A 17,848-nucleotide genomic window follows, 5' to 3' on the forward strand; every position below is an offset into this window, starting at 1 on the left:
TCTAGCGAGTCACTCCGGCACCGGGAAGCCGAACAGCCGCGCGGCGTTCAGTCCGAGCACCTTGGCGCGCTGGCCGTCGGTCAGCGCGCCCATGGTGCGCTCGATCGCCGCGGCGGAGTGCGGCCACGTGCCCTCGTGGTGCGGGTAGTCGTTCGCCCACAGGAAGCAATCCTCCAGGCCGAAGCGCTCCATCAGCTCGAGCCCCGGCGGGTCCTCGCCGAACGACGCGTAGCCCTGCCGGCGGAAATACTCGCTGGGGAGCGACGGCAGCTTCGGGAAGGCCCACATGTGGTGCTTGTGGTAGCCCTCGTCCATGGCGACCAGCGCCCAGGGCAGCCAGCCGATGCCCGCTTCGATGGTGGCGAAGCGCAGGCCCGGGAAGCGCTCGAGCACGCCGGACGCGCACAGGTTCACCACCGGCTCGACGGTGGGCGAGAGTGAGTGCGCCACGTAGTTGATCACCGCGCCGCCCGCGCCCTTGGCGGCGCGCGGGTCGCGGCCGGTCGAGATGTGGAACGTGATCGGCTTGCCCGTGGCCTGAACGCAGGCCCAGAGCCGGTCGAACTCCGGCAGGTTGTAGTTGCGCCCCTCGGCGTCGTGCGCGCCCCAGTTCGGCTTGCACGGCAGCGTGAAGCCGCGGAAGCCCAGCGCAGCGGTGCGCTCGATCTCGGCGATCGCGCCGTCGAGGTCGCCGGTGGCCACCGCGGCCATGGGAGACATCACGTCGTTGTACGGCCCGAACACCTCCCACGCCCACTGGTTGTAGACGTGGCACATGGCGTTGGCGAACACCGGGTCACTCGTGGCCCACATCGAGAGACCCTTGTTCGGGAAGATGACCTCCGCGTCGATGCCGTCGGCGCGCAGGTCGCGGAGTCTCTCGACCGGGTCGGCGCCGGCCTTCGAGCGCAGCAGATCCTCGCCCTCGAAGCGCGACTCGCGCAGCTTCTGCGGGCGGAAGCCTTCCATCACGCTCCAGCGCACGCCGTTCGCGTCGACCTCGATGCGCGGCAAGCGGTCGCGGTACCGGGCGTCGATGCGCTCGCGCCACAGGCCCGCCGGCTCGTTCGCGTGCGTGTCGGCCGAGACCATGAAGTACTTGTGCGGGTCGCCGGCGCGCGCGGTGCGCGGCCAGCCGGCCGGGCCCGGGGTCTCCTGGCGCCAGGCGTTCGGGTCGGGAGTCACTGCTTGCGTGCTCATGCCGTCCTCCACTGGACCAGAGTGTAGTCGCCGTGGTCTTCGAACACCGGCTCGACCTCGGCGCCGATCCGGACCGGCGCGCGCGGGTCGCCGGCCAGGTTGCCGATCATGCGGATGCCGCCCGCGCCCGCCAGCTCGACCAGCAGCACCACGTAGGGCACGGCGCCGACCAGCGCCGGGTGCACCGGGTGCCAGACGCGCTGCCAGGAGAAGATCCGCCCGCGGCCGGGCACGTCGCCCCAGCCGACCTCGAACGAGTGGCAGGCGTGGCAGATCCACTCGGGCGACCACTGCCAGGCGCCGCACGCGTTGCAGCGCTGCGCCACGAGCTGGTGCCGGCGCGCCGCGTCCCAGTAGGGCCGGTCGAGGCCGTCGGGCGACGGCGCCGGCGCGGGCAGGCCTTCGGGCAGCACGGGAGTCACAGGGTGTCTCCCGAGCCCAGGATCATGTCGCTCACCGGAGTCACCATGGGCCCGGACGCCACCAGTGACACGCGCGCGCCGGGCACCTGCGCGCTCGACGTGCCGCGCACCTGGCGCACCGCCTCGAGCTGCAGCTCGAGCCCGTGCATGTAGCACTCGGCCAGGTTGCCGCCGCTGGTGTTGAGCGGCAGGCGCCCGCCGGGCGCGGAGAAGTTCTCGAGCGTGCAGAACTCGTTGGCCTGCTCGTAGCCGAAGAAGCCGTGCTCGACCAGGCTCATGACCACGCCGCCGGTGAAGTTCTCGTAGCTCTGCACCACGTCGACGTCGCCGGGCGAAACGCCGGCCATGGCGTAGAGCCGCGGCGCCACGGTCTTGAAGCTCGCGGTGGCGTAGTCGGGGTTGTTGTGACTGCCCGCGCCCGCGCGCCGCTCGGAGCCGGCCGCCGCGCCCAGCAGGTACACCGGCGGGTGTCGCCCGTCGCGCGCGCGCTCGGCCGACACCAGCACGAGCGCCGCGGCGCCGTCGTTCTCGAGGCAGCAGTCGTACAGGTGGAAGGGCTCGGTGATCCAGCGCGAGGCGTCGTAGGCCTCGGCAGTGAGTGGCCGGCCGTACATGACCGCGCGCGGGTTGGACTGGGCGTGCCGGTAGCTCGCGAGCGCCACCGCGCGGAACGCCTCCTGGCGGATGCCGTGCTCGTGCATGAGCCGCATGGCGCGCATGGCGAACATCTGCGCGGGCGACATCAGCCCGTACGGCAGCCAGAACGCCGGCTCGCCCGCCACGCGCTCGCGCCGCGCGCCCGCGCCGAAGCGCCCGAACTGACCCTGCGCCAGCGCCCGGTACACGACCACCACGTCGGCCAGCCCGCTCGCGATCGCCGCCGCGCCGTTCGCCACCGCCGCCGAGCCGCCGCCACCCCCGCCGCCCCACTGCATGTTCGAGAAGCGCAGCTCGCGGCAGTCGAGCGCCGCCGCGATGCGCGACGGCTCGTTGCGGTCGTTCGAGTACGACGCGAAGCCGTCGACCTCGCGCGGGTCGATGCCCGCGTCGGCGCACGCCGCCAGGATCGCGCGCAGCCCGAGCACGAACTCGGGCTCCTTCGCCTCACCGCGCTTGGAGTACTCCGACTCGCCGATCCCGGCGACCGCGACCCGCCCGCGAAGCGACCGCGCGCTCATGGCCGCGATCATCCCACGCGGGCGGGAGCGGGTTCCAACCCGCCCGGCGCCATGCCGCGACGGCCAGTGACAAGGCGACGAGCAGGGCGATTCCCGGCTCGGGCAGCGCGCCGTAGACCAGGTTGTCGACGGCGTAGAAGCCGGGCTCTTGGTGGAGCCACTCGACCGACGCGATCTGCGCGCCGGGCGCAGCCAGTCCAACGAACAGCGGGTCGAGGCTCTGGTTCGACACCGGCACGAAGACCGAGTCGATCACCTGGTGGCTCGCGTCGAAGGCGATCATGGTGACTCCGGCCACGTCGGTGAAGGGGCCGAGGTCGAAGATGAACGCGCCGACGGCCTGCACGGGCTGGTCGAAGCCGACGGTGAGATTGGTGTAGCCGTCGGGGAACACCGCGCTCGGCGGGCCGGACAGGTTGGCGAGAGCCTGCTGGCCGAACTGGTCGTAGAACGGGCTCAGGGTGCTGAAGACGAAGGTCGCGTTCTCGTTGAACTGGTCGAAGTGGACCCCGGGGATGTCACCGGGGACGGCCGTCGTGCCTGTCTCGAAGTCGATCACCGGGTCGCCGGGCGCGAACGCGTCGCGGCCCACGAGCGCTGCGGCGGCAGGCAGGGCGAGCCAGCCCAGCAGCGCCGACAGCAGGCCCACTCGAACGCAGCTCACTCGCGCCATCAGCCGATTGTGACAGCGCGAGAGCTACGGACTCAATGACTTTCTCGGCGCTGACTACAGCGCGAGCTGCTTCGGCGGTCGGACCACGATGTCGGCGATGTTCACATGACTCGGGGCGGTGACTGCGTAGAGCACGGCGTCGGCCACGTCCTCGGGCGCGCCGAGCAGCTGCTTGAGCAGCGGCTGGGCCTTCTCCAGCACCTCGTCGGGCAGCTTCTCGCCCTGCTTCACCTCGACCGAGAGGCCCGAGGCGCCGACGATGCCCGCGAGCACCTTGGGGTCGAAGTTGCGCCCGAAGTTGGTGGCGATCGCGCCGGGCATCACGTTCACGACCCGGATCGGGTCGTCCTCGAGCTCCTTGCGCAGCGTGGCCGAGATGCAGTTCACGGCGTGCTTGGTCGAGCCGTACACGCCCGAGTCGGGGCGCTGCGCGGCAATCGACGAGATGTTGACCACGTGACCCGACGCGCCGCACGCGCGCATGGCGCGCACCGCGGCCTTGCAGCCGACCAGCAGCGCCAGCACGTTCGTCTCGAGCATCGCGCGCCACTCGTCGGGATCGCCGGACAGGATCGGCGCCGGATAGGAGAGGCCGGCGTTGTTGACCATGACGTCGAGGCGCTTCGTGTCGCGCAGCGCGCGCTCGACGAGTGACTCGACCTGGCGGGGATCGCGCACGTCGACCGACACGATCGTGGCGCGGCCGCCGTCGCTCTCGATCTGCTTCTTCGAGCCCTCCATCGGCTCCTGCGAGCGGCCGGCGAGGAACACGTGGGCGCCCGCGGCGCCCAAGCGCTCGGCGATGGCGCGGCCGATGCCGCTCGAGGCCCCGGTCACGATGGCGGTCTTGCCGGCGAGGGGTCGGGTGGAGGTCGTCATGGGTCGGACTCCTTGTTTTGCGAGGCGGCCCGGAGACTGACGTTTTAGAACGAAAGTGTCAATTTGACTTGGAGGCCGGCGCCGGCCGCGCGCCCAGGCCCGCCGCCAGGAGCCGCACCAGCCGCCCCACCCGGCGCCGGTAGCGCGAGGGGTTCTGGGGCATGGCGCCGGCGCCCTGCAGGCCCTTCGCGGCGTCGACGAACAGCTCCGCGGCCTGGCCCGCGTCGAGGCCCGCGCCTTCGAGATCGACCTCGCCTTCTTGCGCCGCCTGGCGGATCACGCCGCGCAAGGTGCGGAGGAAGCGCTTGCGGTAGGCCTCGGACAAGTCACCGCACAGGCGGTTGCCCTCCTCGACGAGCTCCGCGACGTGCGGCGAGCCGTGCACGATCTCGTAGAACTGGCCGTGCTTGGCCTCGAGCACGGCGCCGATGCGCGTGGCCACGTCGCCGGCCGTCTCGGCCGCGGCCTCGGCGGCGGCCTGCGCGCGCTCGTGCACCTGGCGCGACACGGCGCGGAAGAGGTCTTCCTTGTTCGTGAAGTGGAGATACAGCGCGGCGCGCGAGACGTCGGCCTCCTGCGCGATCAGCTCCAGTGACACGCGCCGGTAGCCGTAGCGCGCGAAGCAGGTGAACGCGGCCGCCAGGATGTTCTCGGGGGCGGTGCGGGGGCGCCGGGCGCGGCGCGCGGCGGGCGCGGCGGCAGTCACGCGCTCGGCCCGTCGTCGCCGAAGTCGAGCTGGACCTGCGCGCCGGGCAGCTCCTCCACGTCGCGCAGCTGGCGTGTGATCGCGCGCGTGCGCACGCCGGTCTCCTCGATCGTGTTGCTCGCGGTCTGGAGCTGCTTCTTCACGCGGTCGAGCACCTCGCCGAACTTCGCGAACTCGCCCTTCACGGCGGCCAGCACCTTCCACACCTCGCTCGCACGCTGCTCGATCGCCAGCGTGCGGAAGCCGATGCGCAGGCTGTTCAGCAAGGCCGCCAGCGTGGTAGGCCCGGTGATCACGATGCGCTGGTCCTGCTGGAGTGACTCGACGAAGCCCGGCCGGCGCAGCAGCTCGGCGTAGAGGCCCTCGGTGGGTACGAACAGGATGGCGAAGTCGGTGGTGTGCGGCGGAGACACGTACTTCTGGCGGATGGTCTGCGCCGAGAGCTTCACGGCGCGCGCCAGCGCATCGCCGGCGTCGGAGACCGCCTTGGGGTCGGCCGCCTCGACCGCGGCCAGCAGCCGCCCGTAGTCCTCGTGCGGGAACTTCGAGTCGATCGGCAGCCACACGTGCTGGTGGCGCGAGACGCCGGTGCCGGGCAGGCGCACCGCGAACTCGACCGCCTCGCGCGAGTCGGGCCGCGGCTTCACGTTCCGCTCGTACTGGTCGGGCGTGAGGATCTGCTCGAGGATCGCGCCCAGCTGGACCTCGCCGAAGGTGCCGCGCGTGCGCACGTTGGTGAGCACGCGCTTCAGGTCGCCCACGCCCGTGGCCAAAGACTGCATCTCGCCCAGGCCCCGCTGCACGGCCTCGAGCCGGTCGCTCACCAGCTTGAACGACTCTCCCAGCCGGCGCTCGAGCGCGCCCTGCAGCTTCTCGTCGACCACGTGGCGCATCTCGTCGAGCTTTTTCTCGTTGCCCTCCTGCAGGTCCTTGATCTGCCGGGTGACCCCCTGGAGGATCGCGCCCAGCGCCTCCGAGGTCTCGCCGAAGCGGCGGGCGACCTCGTCGCGCAGCTCGGTGGCGCGCGCGTTCGACTCGGCGCGCGCCGCGCGCAGCTCCTCGCGCACGGTGCGGAACAGCGCGAGCGCGCCGCCGAGGGCGACGAGCGCGAGGATCAGCCAGGGGACGACTTGCGCGGGCACGGCTCGATTCTAACGCGTGGTGTACGCTGCACCCGCCTTGGTCGACTTCTTCATCGGACGGCCCGTCTTCGCCGCGGTGCTGGCGATCCTGATCACCTTCGCGGGCGCCGTGTGTCTCCCCTTCCTGCCCGTGGCGCAGTTTCCACGCATCACCCCGCCCACGGTGCGAGTCACCGCGACCTACCCCGGCGCCAGCGCCGAGGTGGTCGAGAACAGCGTGACCATCCCGCTCGAGCAGCAGATCAACGGCGTCGAGGGCGCGCTGTACATGAACTCGACCAGCGCCAACGACGGCAGCTGCACGATCACGGTCACGTTCGAGGTCGGCTACGACCTGAACATCGCCGCGGTCGACGTGCAGAACCGGGTGGCGGTCGCGCTGCCGCAGCTGCCCGAGGAGGTGCAACGCACCGGAGTCACCACGCGCCGCGTGTCGACCGACCTCACGATCGTGGTGAATCTGATCTCGCCCGACAACTCGCGCGACGACGTGTATCTCTCGAACTACGCCGGCATCAACATCAGCGACCGGCTGAAGCGACTCACCGGCGTGGGCGACGTGGCCACCTTCGGCGAGCGCCGCTATTCGATGCGCGTCTGGCTCGACCCCGACAAGCTGGCGAACCTGGGCGTCACGGCGCAGGACGTGGTCGCGTCGCTGCGCGAGCAGAACCAGCAGGTCGCGGCCGGCGTGCTGGGCCAGCCGCCCGCGCCGGAGGGCCAGGTGCTGCAGTGGACGCTCAGCACCAAGGGCCGGCTCTCCACCGCCGACGAGTTCGCGGCGATCGTGCTGCGCACGCGGCCCGACGGCTCGGTGCTGCGGCTGGCCGACGTGGCGCGCACGGAGCTCGGCGCGCAGAGCTACATCAACTTCAGCCGGCTCGGGCGCGAAGCCTCGACCGGCGTGGCGGTGTTCGCGCTGCCCAGCGCCAACGCGCTCGACGTGGCGCGTCTGGTGCACGAGGAGATGGAGCAGCTCGCGCCGCGTTTCCCGGCGGGCGTGAAGTACCGGATCCTGTACGAGCCCACGAAGTTCGTGACCGAGTCGATCCGCGAGGTGGTGTGGACGCTGTTCGAAGCCATGCTGCTGGTGTTCTTGGTGGTGTACGTGTTCCTGGAGAGCTTCCGCGCCACGCTGATTCCCGCCATCACCGTGCCCGTGTCACTCGTGGGCACGTTTGCGCTGATGGCGGTGCTCGGCTTCTCGGTGAACACGCTCACGCTGTTCGGTCTGGTGCTGGCGATCGGGCTGGTGGTCGACGACGCGATCGTGGTGGTCGAGAACGTGTCGCGCCTGATCGAGGAGCGTCACCTCGCGCCGCGCGAGGCCACGGTGCTGGCCATGCGCGAAGTGACTGCCCCGATCATCGCGATCTCGCTGGTCCTGATGGCGGTGTTCCTGCCCGTGGCGTTCCTGCCCGGAACCACCGGCCGCCTGTACCAGCAGTTCGCGCTCACGATCGCCTGCTCGGTCGCGATCTCGGCCTTCAACGCGCTCACGCTGAGTCCCGCGCTGTGCGCGATCCTGCTGCGCCACGACTACGCCAAGGTGAAGGGGCGCTTCTTCCAGACCTTCGACCGCGCCTACGCGCGCTTCGTGGCCGCGTACGACCGGGTGGGCGCACGCGCGGTCGAGGCCTGGCCGGTGGTGCTGGGCGTATTCGGCGCGGTCGTGCTGGGCACGGTCGGGCTGTACCGGCAGCTGCCGACCGCGTTCATCCCCGCCGAGGACCTGGGCTACTTCATCGTCTCGGTGAACCTGCCGGACGGCGCGTCGCTGCAGCGCACCGAGGCAGTCACCAAGCAGATCGTGCAGCGGACGCTCGAGATTCCGGGCGTCGCGAGCGCCGTCATCAACGGCGGCACCGACTTCCAGACCGGCGCAGCGTCGTCGAACGCGGCGTCGGTGTACGTGATCCTCGCGCCCTGGGACGAGCGCAAGTCCGCGGCGGTGCAGCTCGACCCGATCCTGGGCAAGGCGCGCGCCGAGCTGGGCAAGATCGCCTCGGCCGACATCCGCGTGTTCAACCCGCCGCCGATCCGCGGGCTGGGCTCGACCGGCGGCTTCCAGCTGCAGGTCCAGGACGAGACGGGCACGGACTACCCCGGCTTCGCGCGGCGCGTGGACGCGTTCGTCGACGCCGCGAACGGCTCGGGGAAGATGACCAACGTGGTGAACGCCGTGCGCGCGAACATCCCGCAGTATGCGGTCGACATCGACCGCACCAAGGCCAAGACGCTCGGTCTCTCGCTGTCCGACGTGTTCGGTACGCTGCAGACCTATCTCGGCGGCTACTACGTGAACGACTTCAACCGCTTCGGGCGCGTGTTCCGCGTGGTGGTGCAGGCGGAGCCCGGCGCGCGCGCCATGCCCGACGACGTGACCAAGCTCTACGCGCGCAACGCGAACGGCGACATGGTGCCGCTCTCGACCGTGGCCAGTGTGCGCTCGTTCGTCGGTCCGTCGACGATCACGCATTACAACATGTTCCGCACCGCGGCAGTCACCGGCTCGGCCGCCGCGGGGCGCAGCTCGGGACAGGCGATCCAGGACATGGAGACGATCGCGAACCAGACGCTGGGCGAAGGCATGAGCTACGAGTGGACCGGCCTGTCACTGCAGGAGCTGCGTGCGGCGGGCACCGCGCCCGTGGTGTTCGGGCTCGCGCTCAGCGTGGTCTTCCTGTGTCTCGCGGCGCTCTACGAGAGCTGGGTGCTGCCATTCACCATCATGCTGGTGGTGCCGCTGGCGGTGTTCGGCGCGCTCTCGGCGCAGTGGCTGCGCGGGCTGGCGAACGACGTGTACTGCCAGGTCGGGCTGGTCATGCTCGTGGGCCTGGCCAGCAAGAACGCCATCCTGGTGGTCGAGTTCGCGAAGATGCTGCGCGAGCAGGGTGAGTCGATCGAGCGCGCCGCGCTGCACGCCGCGCGCGTGCGCCTGCGGCCGATCCTGATGACGTCGTTCGCGTTCATCTTCGGCGTGATTCCGCTGGTGATCGCGACCGGCGCGGGCTCGATGAGCCGGCGCTCGCTCGGCACGGCGGTGTTCGGCGGCATGGTGTTCGCGACCTTCCTGTCGCTGGCCGTGGTGCCGGTGTTCTTCGTGGTGATCGAGCGGCTGCGCGAGCGGCTCAGGGGCGGGCTGCCGCATCGGCCGCCGGAGCCGAGCCCGCCGGCGGGGCTGCCGGAGTCGAGTCACTCGGTAGGGGACTGACCTTCATCCCGGGCCGCAGCTTGCCCAGGTTGTCGGTCGCGATCAGCTCGCCCGCGCTGAGCCCCGACTCGATCACGCGCAGCTGGTCCTGCAGCGAGCCGGCCTGCACCGCGCGCGGCTCGATCGCGCCGTCCTTCACCACGAACACGCTGCTTCCGCCCTGCTCCTCGATGACCGCGGCGGCGGGCACGACCAGCACGGGAACGTCGCGGCCCACCAGCACGCGCAGGCTGGCGTACTGGCCCGGCAGGATGGCCTTGTCGGGGTTCGGAAACACCGCGCGCACGCGCAGCGTGCCGGCGTTGGGGTCGACGGTGTTGTCCACGAAGTCGAGCTTGCCCGGGAACGGGTAGTCACTGCCGTCGGCCAGCTTGGCGGAGACCTCGATCTGGTCGCGCTGCACGTAGCGGCCTTCTTTGCGCAGGCGCAGCACGTCGAGTCTCTCGCGTTCGCTGGGGCTCCAGTAGATGTAGATCGGGTCGAGCTGCACGAGCGTCGCCAGCACCGTCTCCTCGCTGCCGCCGACCAGGTTGCCCTGTGTGTGCGCGAGCTTGCCGATGCGGCCCGCGATCGGCGCGCGGATCTCCGTGTAGCCCAGGTCGATCTCGGCCTGCTCCTCGGCGGCCTTCGCGCCGCTCACTTCGGCTGCGGCTTCGTCGCGCGCCGCACGCGCGTGGTCCAGGTCGGACTGACTCGCGACGTCCTTCCTGGCCAGCTCCGAGGTGCGCTGGAAGTCGGCCTGCGTGCGCAGTGCGGCGGCCTTGGCGCGCTCGAGGTCGGCGCGGGCCTTGTCGAGCGAGGCCTGGTACGGCTTCTGCTCGATCACGAACAAGAGCGCGTTCTTCTCGACGTCGCTGCCCTCCTTGAACAGCACCTTCTCGAGCACGCCGCGCACGCGCGCGCGGATCTCGACCGAGTTCACGGCCTCGGTCGTGCCCGGGTGCTCGATGTAGACGGGGATGTGCGCCTCGCGCACCTCCGCCGTGCGCACTGGAAGCGGGGCGGGAGCGCCGTTGGTGTCACGGCCGCGGCAGCCCAGCGCGAGCGCGAGGGCAAAGAGCGCGAGTCGACGAAGGGGCATTGCGCCGCAGACCTCCAGGGCCGCGAGAGTAGCAGCGCCGCCGTTTCCGCTTCAGACCCGGGTCGCGTCCGTTCCGCTGGCCGCGTTCGACATCACCACGGCCGGCACGGCGTCGGTGGTGACGCGCGGCGGCAGCGCGCTGATCACGGCCGTGGCGAGCGACGCGAGATAAGGCAGCGACTGCACGCCCAAGAGGGCGATCCAGAGCTGCGCCTCGACGTCCTGCGAGCCGTAGCGGAAGCCGACCGCGAGCGCGCCCAGCGCCAGCAGGCCCAGGATGGTGGTCTCCTCGCGCGAGGCGAGCAGACCCTTCAGCAACGCCATGTGGTCCTCGCACTTGGGCGTGCGCATGAAGGGCCGGTCGGAGGTCGTGAGTCCCGAGAAGATCGCCTTGCCGATCGTGTGAGTCAGCGACAGGCCGGCCAGCGCGGCGCTCAGGTTCTCGCCCGTGCTGGCGTGCACGCGCGCCGCGTACAGCCAGAGCGTCTTGCCGACCTTCAGCGCGAAGAAGCCGAGCGACGCGCACAGGAAGAAGCGCAGCGGGAACTCGAACACCTTGGGCGCGGTCACCAGGCCCGCGGTCCACACCAGCGCCAGGCCCGTGACCGCCGTGTTCAGCGCGTCGGCGAACCAGGGCAGCCAGCCGGCTACGAAGTGGTAGCGCTGCGCCCAGGTCAGCTTCGACTCGCGCAGGCCCACGAGCTCGCGCCAGTGGCGCTTCAGGATCTGCACCGCGCCGTACGCCCAGCGGAAGCGCTGCTTCTGGTAGGCGGTGTACGTGTCGGGCATGAGGCCCTGGCCGTACGAGTAATTCACGTAGGCGGTGTCGTAGCCGGCCTCCATCACGCGCAGGCCCAGCTCGGCGTCCTCGCAGATGCACCACTGCGCCCAGCCGCCAAGTGACTCGAGCACCGAGCGGCGCACCAGCGACATGGTGCCGTGCTGGATGATCGCGTTGCGCTCGTTGCGATGGACCATGCCGATGTCGAAGAAGCCCGCGTACTCCCAGCCGCACATGGCCTTGAACGCGCTGTGCTGTCCGTCGCGGTAATCCTGCGGCGCCTGCACGACGGCGAGCTTCGGGTCCGCGAAGTACGGCACCAGGTTGCGCAGCCAGTCGCGGCGCACCACGTAGTCGCTGTCGATCACCGCCACGATCTCGGCCGCGGGGTCGGTCTCGCGCAGCACGATGTTGAGCGCGCCGGCCTTGAAGCCCGACACGTGGTCGACGTGGAAGAACTTGAAGCGCGGGCCGAGGATCTGACACATGTCCTCGACCGGCTTCCACAGGCCGGGGTCACTCGTGTTGTTGTCGATCACGAGCACCTCGAGCTCCGGGTAGTCGAGCGCGGCCAGCGCGTTCAGCGTCTCGCGCACCATCTCGGGCGGCTCGTTGCACAGCGGCAGGTGCAGCGAGACCTTGGGCCAGTGCTCGAGCGGCTTCGGGGCCACGCGCGCGAAGCGCCGCGCGAGCTTCCGGTGCCACAGGAGCTCGGTCAGCTCGAACGCCTCGGTGAGCCCGATCGCGAGCAGCATGCCCAGCGCGCCCAGCAGCACCGCCCAGGCCGTCGCCGAGTACAGGCTGTGGTACTGACTCACCGTGAGATACACGATCCAGGTGAAGAGCGACGCCGCGCCCTGCACGAGCGAGGCGAAGAACAGCCGCCCGCGCGCGCGGAAGCGGCGGAAGCTGGCCAGGAACCAGAGCAGCGGCAGCGCCGGCACCAGCGTCGAGGCCCCGAACAGGAGCGGCCAGCCGGGCACACCCACGATCTCGCCCGACCAGGCGAACTTCGTCTGGCGCTGCGCGTCGAGGATGCCCCAGTAGGCGCCGACGCCGCCTTCGACCGGGATCTTCCACGGCTGGTCGAAGGCCTCCATCACGAAGTAGTCGATCCCGCGCTCCTCGGCGGCGTTCAGGAACTGGCGCAGGAACGCGGCCTCGTTCCCGAGCGACGGCACGGCGCCGCGGCGGATGCGGCCGTTGGAGGGCCAGCCGACCTCGCCGATCATCACTTCCTTGTACGGGAAGCGCTTCTTCACCTCGGCCAGGCGGTCCAGCGTGAAGCCGACCGCATTGTCGAACGGCACGCCTTCCCAGTAGGGCAGCAGGTGCACCGCGATGAAGTCGACCTCGCGGGCCAGCTCGGGATGTTTCAGCCACACGTGCCACGGCTCGGCGGTGCCGACCGGGATGCCGAGCGGTGAGAGCAGGGCGCGCACGCGGCGCAGATAGGGCGCGAACTCGGCGACCTTGAGATCGCCGCGCAGCAGCACCTCGTTTCCGACCACCACGCGGTTGATGTTCGGGTTGGCGCGCACGCTCGCGACCAGGTTGCGGATCTCGCGGTCGTTCTTCTGCCGGTCGCCGTCGATCCACGCGCCCGCGGTGACCTTCAGCCCGAACTCGTTGGCGATGCGCGGGATCTGGTCCATGCCGTCGAGCGAGGTGTAGGTGCGGACGGAGTTCACCTCGGGCGCGAGCAGGCGCAGATCCTCGCGGATCTGCTGCTCGGTCGGGAAGACTTTGTCGACCGGCCCCTGGCCTTCCCGGTAGGGACTGAACGACACACCCGCGAGCTTGCCCTTCCAGGCAGGCGGATCGATCGGGCGGTTCAGGAAGGCGAAGACTGCGAGGTTGGCTGCGGCGACCAGGACCAGGATCGAGACACTCGAGCGAGTCATACGGTTCCGCCAGGCTCGCAGACCACGCTCGAGGCGCCGCATCGTGCGGTGGCCGTAAGCGGAGACTCGCTGCGACTCGCGCGTCACCCTCCTACAACCGCCGAGTGGGACCGGCGTTTCGTTCGAGCTAGGGAGGCGAGGGTTGTCTTGGCGGTCTCTTGACCAGTCCAAACACTGGCTTGCGGAGGGAATCGGCGTCTTCCCCGGCCATGCCGACTGCACCGCGCAGCCGGCTCGGCAACGCCAACGGGGGCTCCGCACGGGGCGCGATTATATACGCCGCCAGTCGCGTGTCTATTGATGTGCATCACAGGCGAAAGAGGCGCCGCACTTTGTTGCGCCGGGGCGTCCTTGACACGCCATGGCGGGGCCCCAGCGGGGCGATAGGGTCTGCTCCCCCATGTCCAGCCAGCGCCGCCGCACCTCCCGCGCCGCCAAGCTCGTCGCCCACGAGCGCTTCGGCGATGCGCAGCTCGCGCGCAGCTTGCAGGCGGCGCTCGCCCAGTCGGGCGAGGGCGCGCGCTACACCAATCTGTTTCACACCTACCCCGCGGCCCTGCGCGCGGACACCGCGCGCGAGTTACTCGCCGCGTTTCCCAGCCGCGCCGTGCTCGATCCGTTCTGCGGCGGCGGGACGGTGCTGGTCGAGGCGCGCGCCGCCGGCCGGCGCGCGCTGGGCTGCGACGTGTCTCCCGTGGCGGTGCGCGCCGCCCGCGCGCGCTGCGCGACGCCCGACGACGCGCAGCTCTCGGCGCTGCGCGGGCGCGCCCGGGCGCTGGCCGCGCAGGCGCGCGCAGCCTCGGCGCGCGGGCCGCTGCCCGAGACGCGCATCCTGCGGGCGGTCGAGTCCTGGTACGCCCCGCACGTGCTGCGCGAGCTCGAGTGTCTGCGGCGCGGCGTGGCCGAGTCGGAGCCCGCGCTGCGCGAGCTGCTCGAGGCCGTGCTCGCCTCGATCCTGGTGAAGGTGAGCTGGCGCGTCTCGGACACGCGCGCCGCGCGCGAGAAACACGAGCGCCCCGCGGGCACCACCGCGGTCTTGTTCCACAAGCGCACGCGCGAGCTGGCGCGCCAGATGGTCGAGCTGCGCGAAGCGCTGCCGCCGGGCACGCCGCCCGCCGACGTGTGGCTGGGCGACGCGCGCGAGCTCACCCTGCGCGACCCGGTCGATCTGGTCGTGACTTCGCCGCCCTACCCGTCCACCTACGACTATCTGCCCATGCAGCACCTGCGGCACGTGTGGCTGGGCGACCGGCCCGACGCCGCGCGCGAGATCGGCTCCCGCCGCCTGTTCCGCAAAGGCGCGCGCGAGGCCCGGGACGTCTGGCGCCGCGACACCGAGCTGTGGACCGCGCGGGTGGGCCGCGCGCTCGCGCCCGGCGGACACCTGGTGGTCGTGATCGGCGACGGCCGCGTGCCCAGCGGCTCGGTCGACTCGGCGGCTCCGAGCATCTCCGCCGCCGAGCGCGCGGGCCTGGCGCTTTTGGCCGGGGCCTCGCTCGAGCGGCCCGATCCAGGCCGCGGCGGAGCGCTGCGCGAGCACGTGCTCGCGTTCGCAAAGCCTCGCTAGCGCGGCCGAGGTCCGCGCGTGCGCAGCAGCGCGCGCAGCCCCGCACACCTCCGCCGGGATCGGCCGCAGTTGCCGGCTCGCCTCCGGTCCCTGTGCTGCGCGACACAAAGCGCCCGCAGCAGCGGTTCAAGTCATTGCGGAAAAACCCCGCTTCAAGACTGGACATGCGGGGTTGGATCGCGCTCTTGATCCTCGCCGTGAGCGGCGTGGCACGCGCAGATTTGCGCGCGTCGTGGCTCGATCCGACCTGGCACTACCGCGTGCCCGTCTCGCTCCCGGCCGCCACCGCCGTGGGCAGCACCGAGACCGTCGACGTCGACTTCGGCGCGCTGATCACGCAGCTCGGCATCAACGGCACCTTCGACACCAACTCCTACCGAGTGACTCGCCCCGACGGCACGACGCTGGTCACGCTGCAGCAGTGGACCGACGCGCGCTACGGCAGCGCGACCGACGCCACCGGCAACAGCCGCGGCGAGCTGCGCTTCATCGCGCAGGACGCCGGCGCGCAGACCTACTACCTGTACTTCGACATCACCGCGAACGGCGCGAAGGCCGCGAACCCGCAGACACCGATCAACGGCAACTTCGAGTTCGGCGGCTCGGGCACCGCCACGCCGCCCGGCTGGTCGCTCACCACCACTGCGGGCTTCGACGCGCAGATCCGGCCCTCGGAGAACCCCTCGATCACCACCGACGGCACGACCGCCGGCAACGGCACGCCGCCCAAGACGACCGACGGCACGCCACTCAGCGGCGCGTTCTCGTACCTGATGGGCGCGCGCTCCGCGAACGAGCCGGGCGCAGTGACCCAGCCGGCAGTCACTCTGAACAAGACCATCGCCGTGCCGGCCTCCGGGGCCGGGAACGTGGTGGTGCGCTACCGGCCCGAGGGCTGGGACTCGGGCGCGAACGGCAGCACGAACTACGACTTCATCCGCATCTCGGTGGTCTCCGCGGGCGGAGTCACGACCGAGCTCGTCGGTCCCACCGCGGGCAACTACACCACGCTGCCCTTCAGCCCGAACCTCGGCACCCAGGCCGCCGCCAACAACCGCTCGGGCTACGGCCAGTACAACGGCTTCGACACGGACACGAACGGCAACCACCGCTCGGGCATGGCGATCGCGCGCGGCTCGGAGGTCTGGTTCACGCTGAGCTCGAGCCTCGCCACCTACGCCGGCACGACCGTGACTCTGCGCATCAGCTCGAACCACACGAACCAGTACCGCTCGTGGTTCTCGATCGACGACGTGGAGTGGAGCCTGCAGACCGCCACCGTCACCGCCAGCCAGGTGCAGGCCTTCGGCGTGAACGTGACCGCGCCCAACGACACCGCGGTCAGCTCGGCCTCGCAGTATCAGGTCGGGCAGGTGCTCACGATCCGCGCGGCCGTGCAGGCCACGACGATCGCGAACGGAGTCACCGCCGACGTGATCAATCCCTCGGGCACGGTGGTCGCGACCGGCGTGCAGCTCTACGACGACGGCACGCACGGCGACGCCGTGGCCGGCGACCGCATCTTCAGCAACAACGGCAGCGTGGCCGCGAACCCCACCTACACCTTCCTGTCCAGCGACACGCAGAGCGCCGCCTGGACGGTGCGCGTCTACGCCCGTGACTCGTCCACGAGCACCACGGGCGCAACCAATGGCCGGGTCCACATCTCGGGCCAGCCCAACTCGCCGCAGAACCAGGCCGACTACTGGAACATCGACGACCAGGTGTTCTCGCTGGTGACCGTGAACCTGGTGATCCTGAAGAGCGTGGCGACGATCTCCGACCCGATCGACGGCACCACCCGGCCCAAGTCGATCCCCGGCGCGATCAAGGAGTACACCATCACGGTCACCAACCAGGGTGCCGGCGCGTCGGACGCCAACACGATCAAGCTGGCCGACGCGATCCCGAGTCAGGCCGAGCTGGTGGTCACGGACATCGGCGGCGCGGGCAGCGGGCCCGTGCTGTTCACCCAGGGCTCGCCGACGAGCGGCCTCACCTACACCTTCACCGCGCTCAACAACGGCGCCGACTCACTCGAGTTCTCGAACAACGGCGGCACCACCTGGACCTACTCGCCCACCGCGAACGGCAACGGCACCGACCCCGCGGTGACGAACATCCGCATCAGCCCCACCGGCGCCTTCGCCGGCAAGAGCGGAGTGACTGCTCCGAGCTTCACGATCCAGTTCAGGATCAGGATCAAGTAGCAGTTCCGATCGGCTTCGTTCGCCTGCGGCTCACTGCGCGCTGCTTCCGCAGCTTGCGGGCTCGGCTCAGGGCGGCCTTCGCCTCGCCGCTTCCGATGAGCTTCGTTCGCCTGCGGCTCACTGCGCGCTGCTTCCGCAGCTTGCGGGCTCGGCTCAGGGCGGCCTTCGCCTCGCCGCTAGCCGACGCTGGCGCGGCCCTGGTAGGTGTAAGTCAGGAGCTTCGGGCCCGGCAGGAACTGGTGGGTCAGCTCCTGGATGCGGAAGCCGGCGGCCTGGATGGCTTCGTCCGCGGCGCGGTTCATGTTGCAGCCGCCCGCAATGACTTTCCACAACGGGTTCAGCCGGTCCTGCCAGCGGCGCAGGCGCGGGTCGTCGGCGCGGCCGTGCTCCACGAACAGGAGCTCGCCCTCGCGGCGCAGCACGCGGCGCGCCTCGCGCAGCGCCTGCACGGGGTCGGGGATCGAGCACAGGGCCCAGGTGACCACCACCGTGTCGACGCTCGCTTCCGGCAAGGGCAGCCGCTGCTCGGCCGACTGCTGCAAGAGCTCGACCGGCCGACCCGTCTCGGCGGCGCGCCTGCGCGCGAGCGCGGCGAGCTCCGGCGAAGGCTCCACGCCGAACAGCTGAGTCACTCCCGAGCCGTAGTGCGGCAGGTTCAGGCCCGAGCCGATGCCGAGCTCCACGGTGACTCCGCGCGCGCCCGACACCACCTTCTGGCGCACGGGCACCAGGTCCGCGTTGCTCATCGCCAGCTCGATCAGCCGGGGGAAGACGTACTTCTGGTAGAAGCCCACGGCTCCCAGGCTAGCACCCGGGCGGCTCTCTACGCTGCGCGCAACGCCGTCAACGCGCGACCTGGTTCCGGCCGGCGCGCTTGGCGCGGTAGAGCGC

13 protein-coding genes are annotated in these 17,848 nt (G+C 70.8%); 3 read left to right on the forward strand and 10 right to left on the reverse strand.

Going from position 1 to position 17,848, the window contains the following annotated elements:
- Positions 1-9: 9 nt before the first annotated feature.
- The 7 genes from VMR86_05000 to rmuC all read right to left on the reverse strand — a co-directional run bounded on the left by VMR86_05000 (position 10) and on the right by rmuC (position 6,200).
- The gene (locus VMR86_05000; GenBank protein HTO06396.1) at positions 10-1,200 is read right to left on the reverse strand and encodes an amidohydrolase family protein; all 1,191 of its coding nucleotides are present in this window, start codon (positions 1,198-1,200) and stop codon (positions 10-12) included.
- On the reverse strand, positions 1,197-1,622 hold the full coding sequence (locus tag VMR86_05005) for an OB-fold domain-containing protein (protein ID HTO06397.1): 426 nt from the start codon (positions 1,620-1,622) through the stop codon (positions 1,197-1,199). Before VMR86_05005 ends, VMR86_05000 begins: the two co-directional genes overlap by 4 nt.
- Positions 1,619-2,800, reverse strand: coding sequence for an acetyl-CoA acetyltransferase (locus tag VMR86_05010; protein HTO06398.1), 1,182 nt, complete (start codon positions 2,798-2,800; stop codon positions 1,619-1,621). Before VMR86_05010 ends, VMR86_05005 begins: the two co-directional genes overlap by 4 nt.
- Positions 2,727-3,464: a hypothetical protein gene (locus tag VMR86_05015; protein HTO06399.1), complete on the reverse strand. Its 738-nt coding sequence runs from the start codon at positions 3,462-3,464 to the stop codon at positions 2,727-2,729. Before VMR86_05015 ends, VMR86_05010 begins: the two co-directional genes overlap by 74 nt.
- Before the next feature lie 63 nt (positions 3,465-3,527).
- Entirely contained in the window at positions 3,528-4,352 is an 825-nt protein-coding gene (locus VMR86_05020) for an SDR family oxidoreductase (GenBank protein HTO06400.1), read from the reverse strand.
- Between the two features lie 58 nt (positions 4,353-4,410).
- On the reverse strand, positions 4,411-5,058 hold the full coding sequence (locus VMR86_05025; GenBank protein HTO06401.1) for a helix-turn-helix domain-containing protein: 648 nt from the start codon (positions 5,056-5,058) through the stop codon (positions 4,411-4,413).
- Positions 5,055-6,200 (reverse strand): DNA recombination protein RmuC, encoded by a 1,146-nt coding sequence (gene rmuC, locus VMR86_05030; protein HTO06402.1) that lies wholly within the window; start codon positions 6,198-6,200, stop codon positions 5,055-5,057. Before rmuC ends, VMR86_05025 begins: the two co-directional genes overlap by 4 nt.
- Positions 6,201-6,219: 19 nt before the next feature.
- On the opposite strand from rmuC, the gene VMR86_05035 reads away from it, so the two are divergent.
- Positions 6,220-9,414, forward strand: a complete 3,195-nt coding sequence (locus tag VMR86_05035; protein ID HTO06403.1) for a multidrug efflux RND transporter permease subunit — start codon at positions 6,220-6,222, stop codon at positions 9,412-9,414.
- On the opposite strand, the gene VMR86_05040 is transcribed toward VMR86_05035, so the two are convergent.
- Entirely contained in the window at positions 9,332-10,495 is a 1,164-nt protein-coding gene (locus VMR86_05040) for an efflux RND transporter periplasmic adaptor subunit (GenBank protein HTO06404.1), read from the reverse strand. The two genes, VMR86_05035 and VMR86_05040, sit on opposite strands and share 83 nt — an antisense overlap.
- Before the next feature lie 51 nt (positions 10,496-10,546).
- The gene (locus tag VMR86_05045) at positions 10,547-13,180 is read right to left on the reverse strand and encodes a glycosyltransferase (GenBank protein HTO06405.1); all 2,634 of its coding nucleotides are present in this window, start codon (positions 13,178-13,180) and stop codon (positions 10,547-10,549) included.
- A 400-nt stretch (positions 13,181-13,580) separates the two neighbouring features.
- Between VMR86_05045 and VMR86_05050 the strand changes: the two genes are divergently transcribed.
- Positions 13,581-14,747, forward strand: coding sequence for a DNA methyltransferase (locus VMR86_05050; protein ID HTO06406.1), 1,167 nt, complete (start codon positions 13,581-13,583; stop codon positions 14,745-14,747).
- A 164-nt stretch (positions 14,748-14,911) separates the two neighbouring features.
- Positions 14,912-16,957: a choice-of-anchor X domain-containing protein gene (locus VMR86_05055; protein HTO06407.1), complete on the forward strand. Its 2,046-nt coding sequence runs from the start codon at positions 14,912-14,914 to the stop codon at positions 16,955-16,957.
- 176 nt (positions 16,958-17,133) lie between these two features.
- Here the strand turns inward: VMR86_05055 and VMR86_05060 are convergent, their stop codons facing one another.
- The gene (locus VMR86_05060) at positions 17,134-17,751 is read right to left on the reverse strand and encodes a class I SAM-dependent methyltransferase (GenBank protein HTO06408.1); all 618 of its coding nucleotides are present in this window, start codon (positions 17,749-17,751) and stop codon (positions 17,134-17,136) included.
- Between the last annotated feature and the right edge of the window lie 97 nt (positions 17,752-17,848).

Source organism: Myxococcota bacterium, assembly GCA_035498015.1.
Lineage (GTDB): Bacteria > Myxococcota_A > UBA9160 > SZUA-336 > SZUA-336 > VGRW01.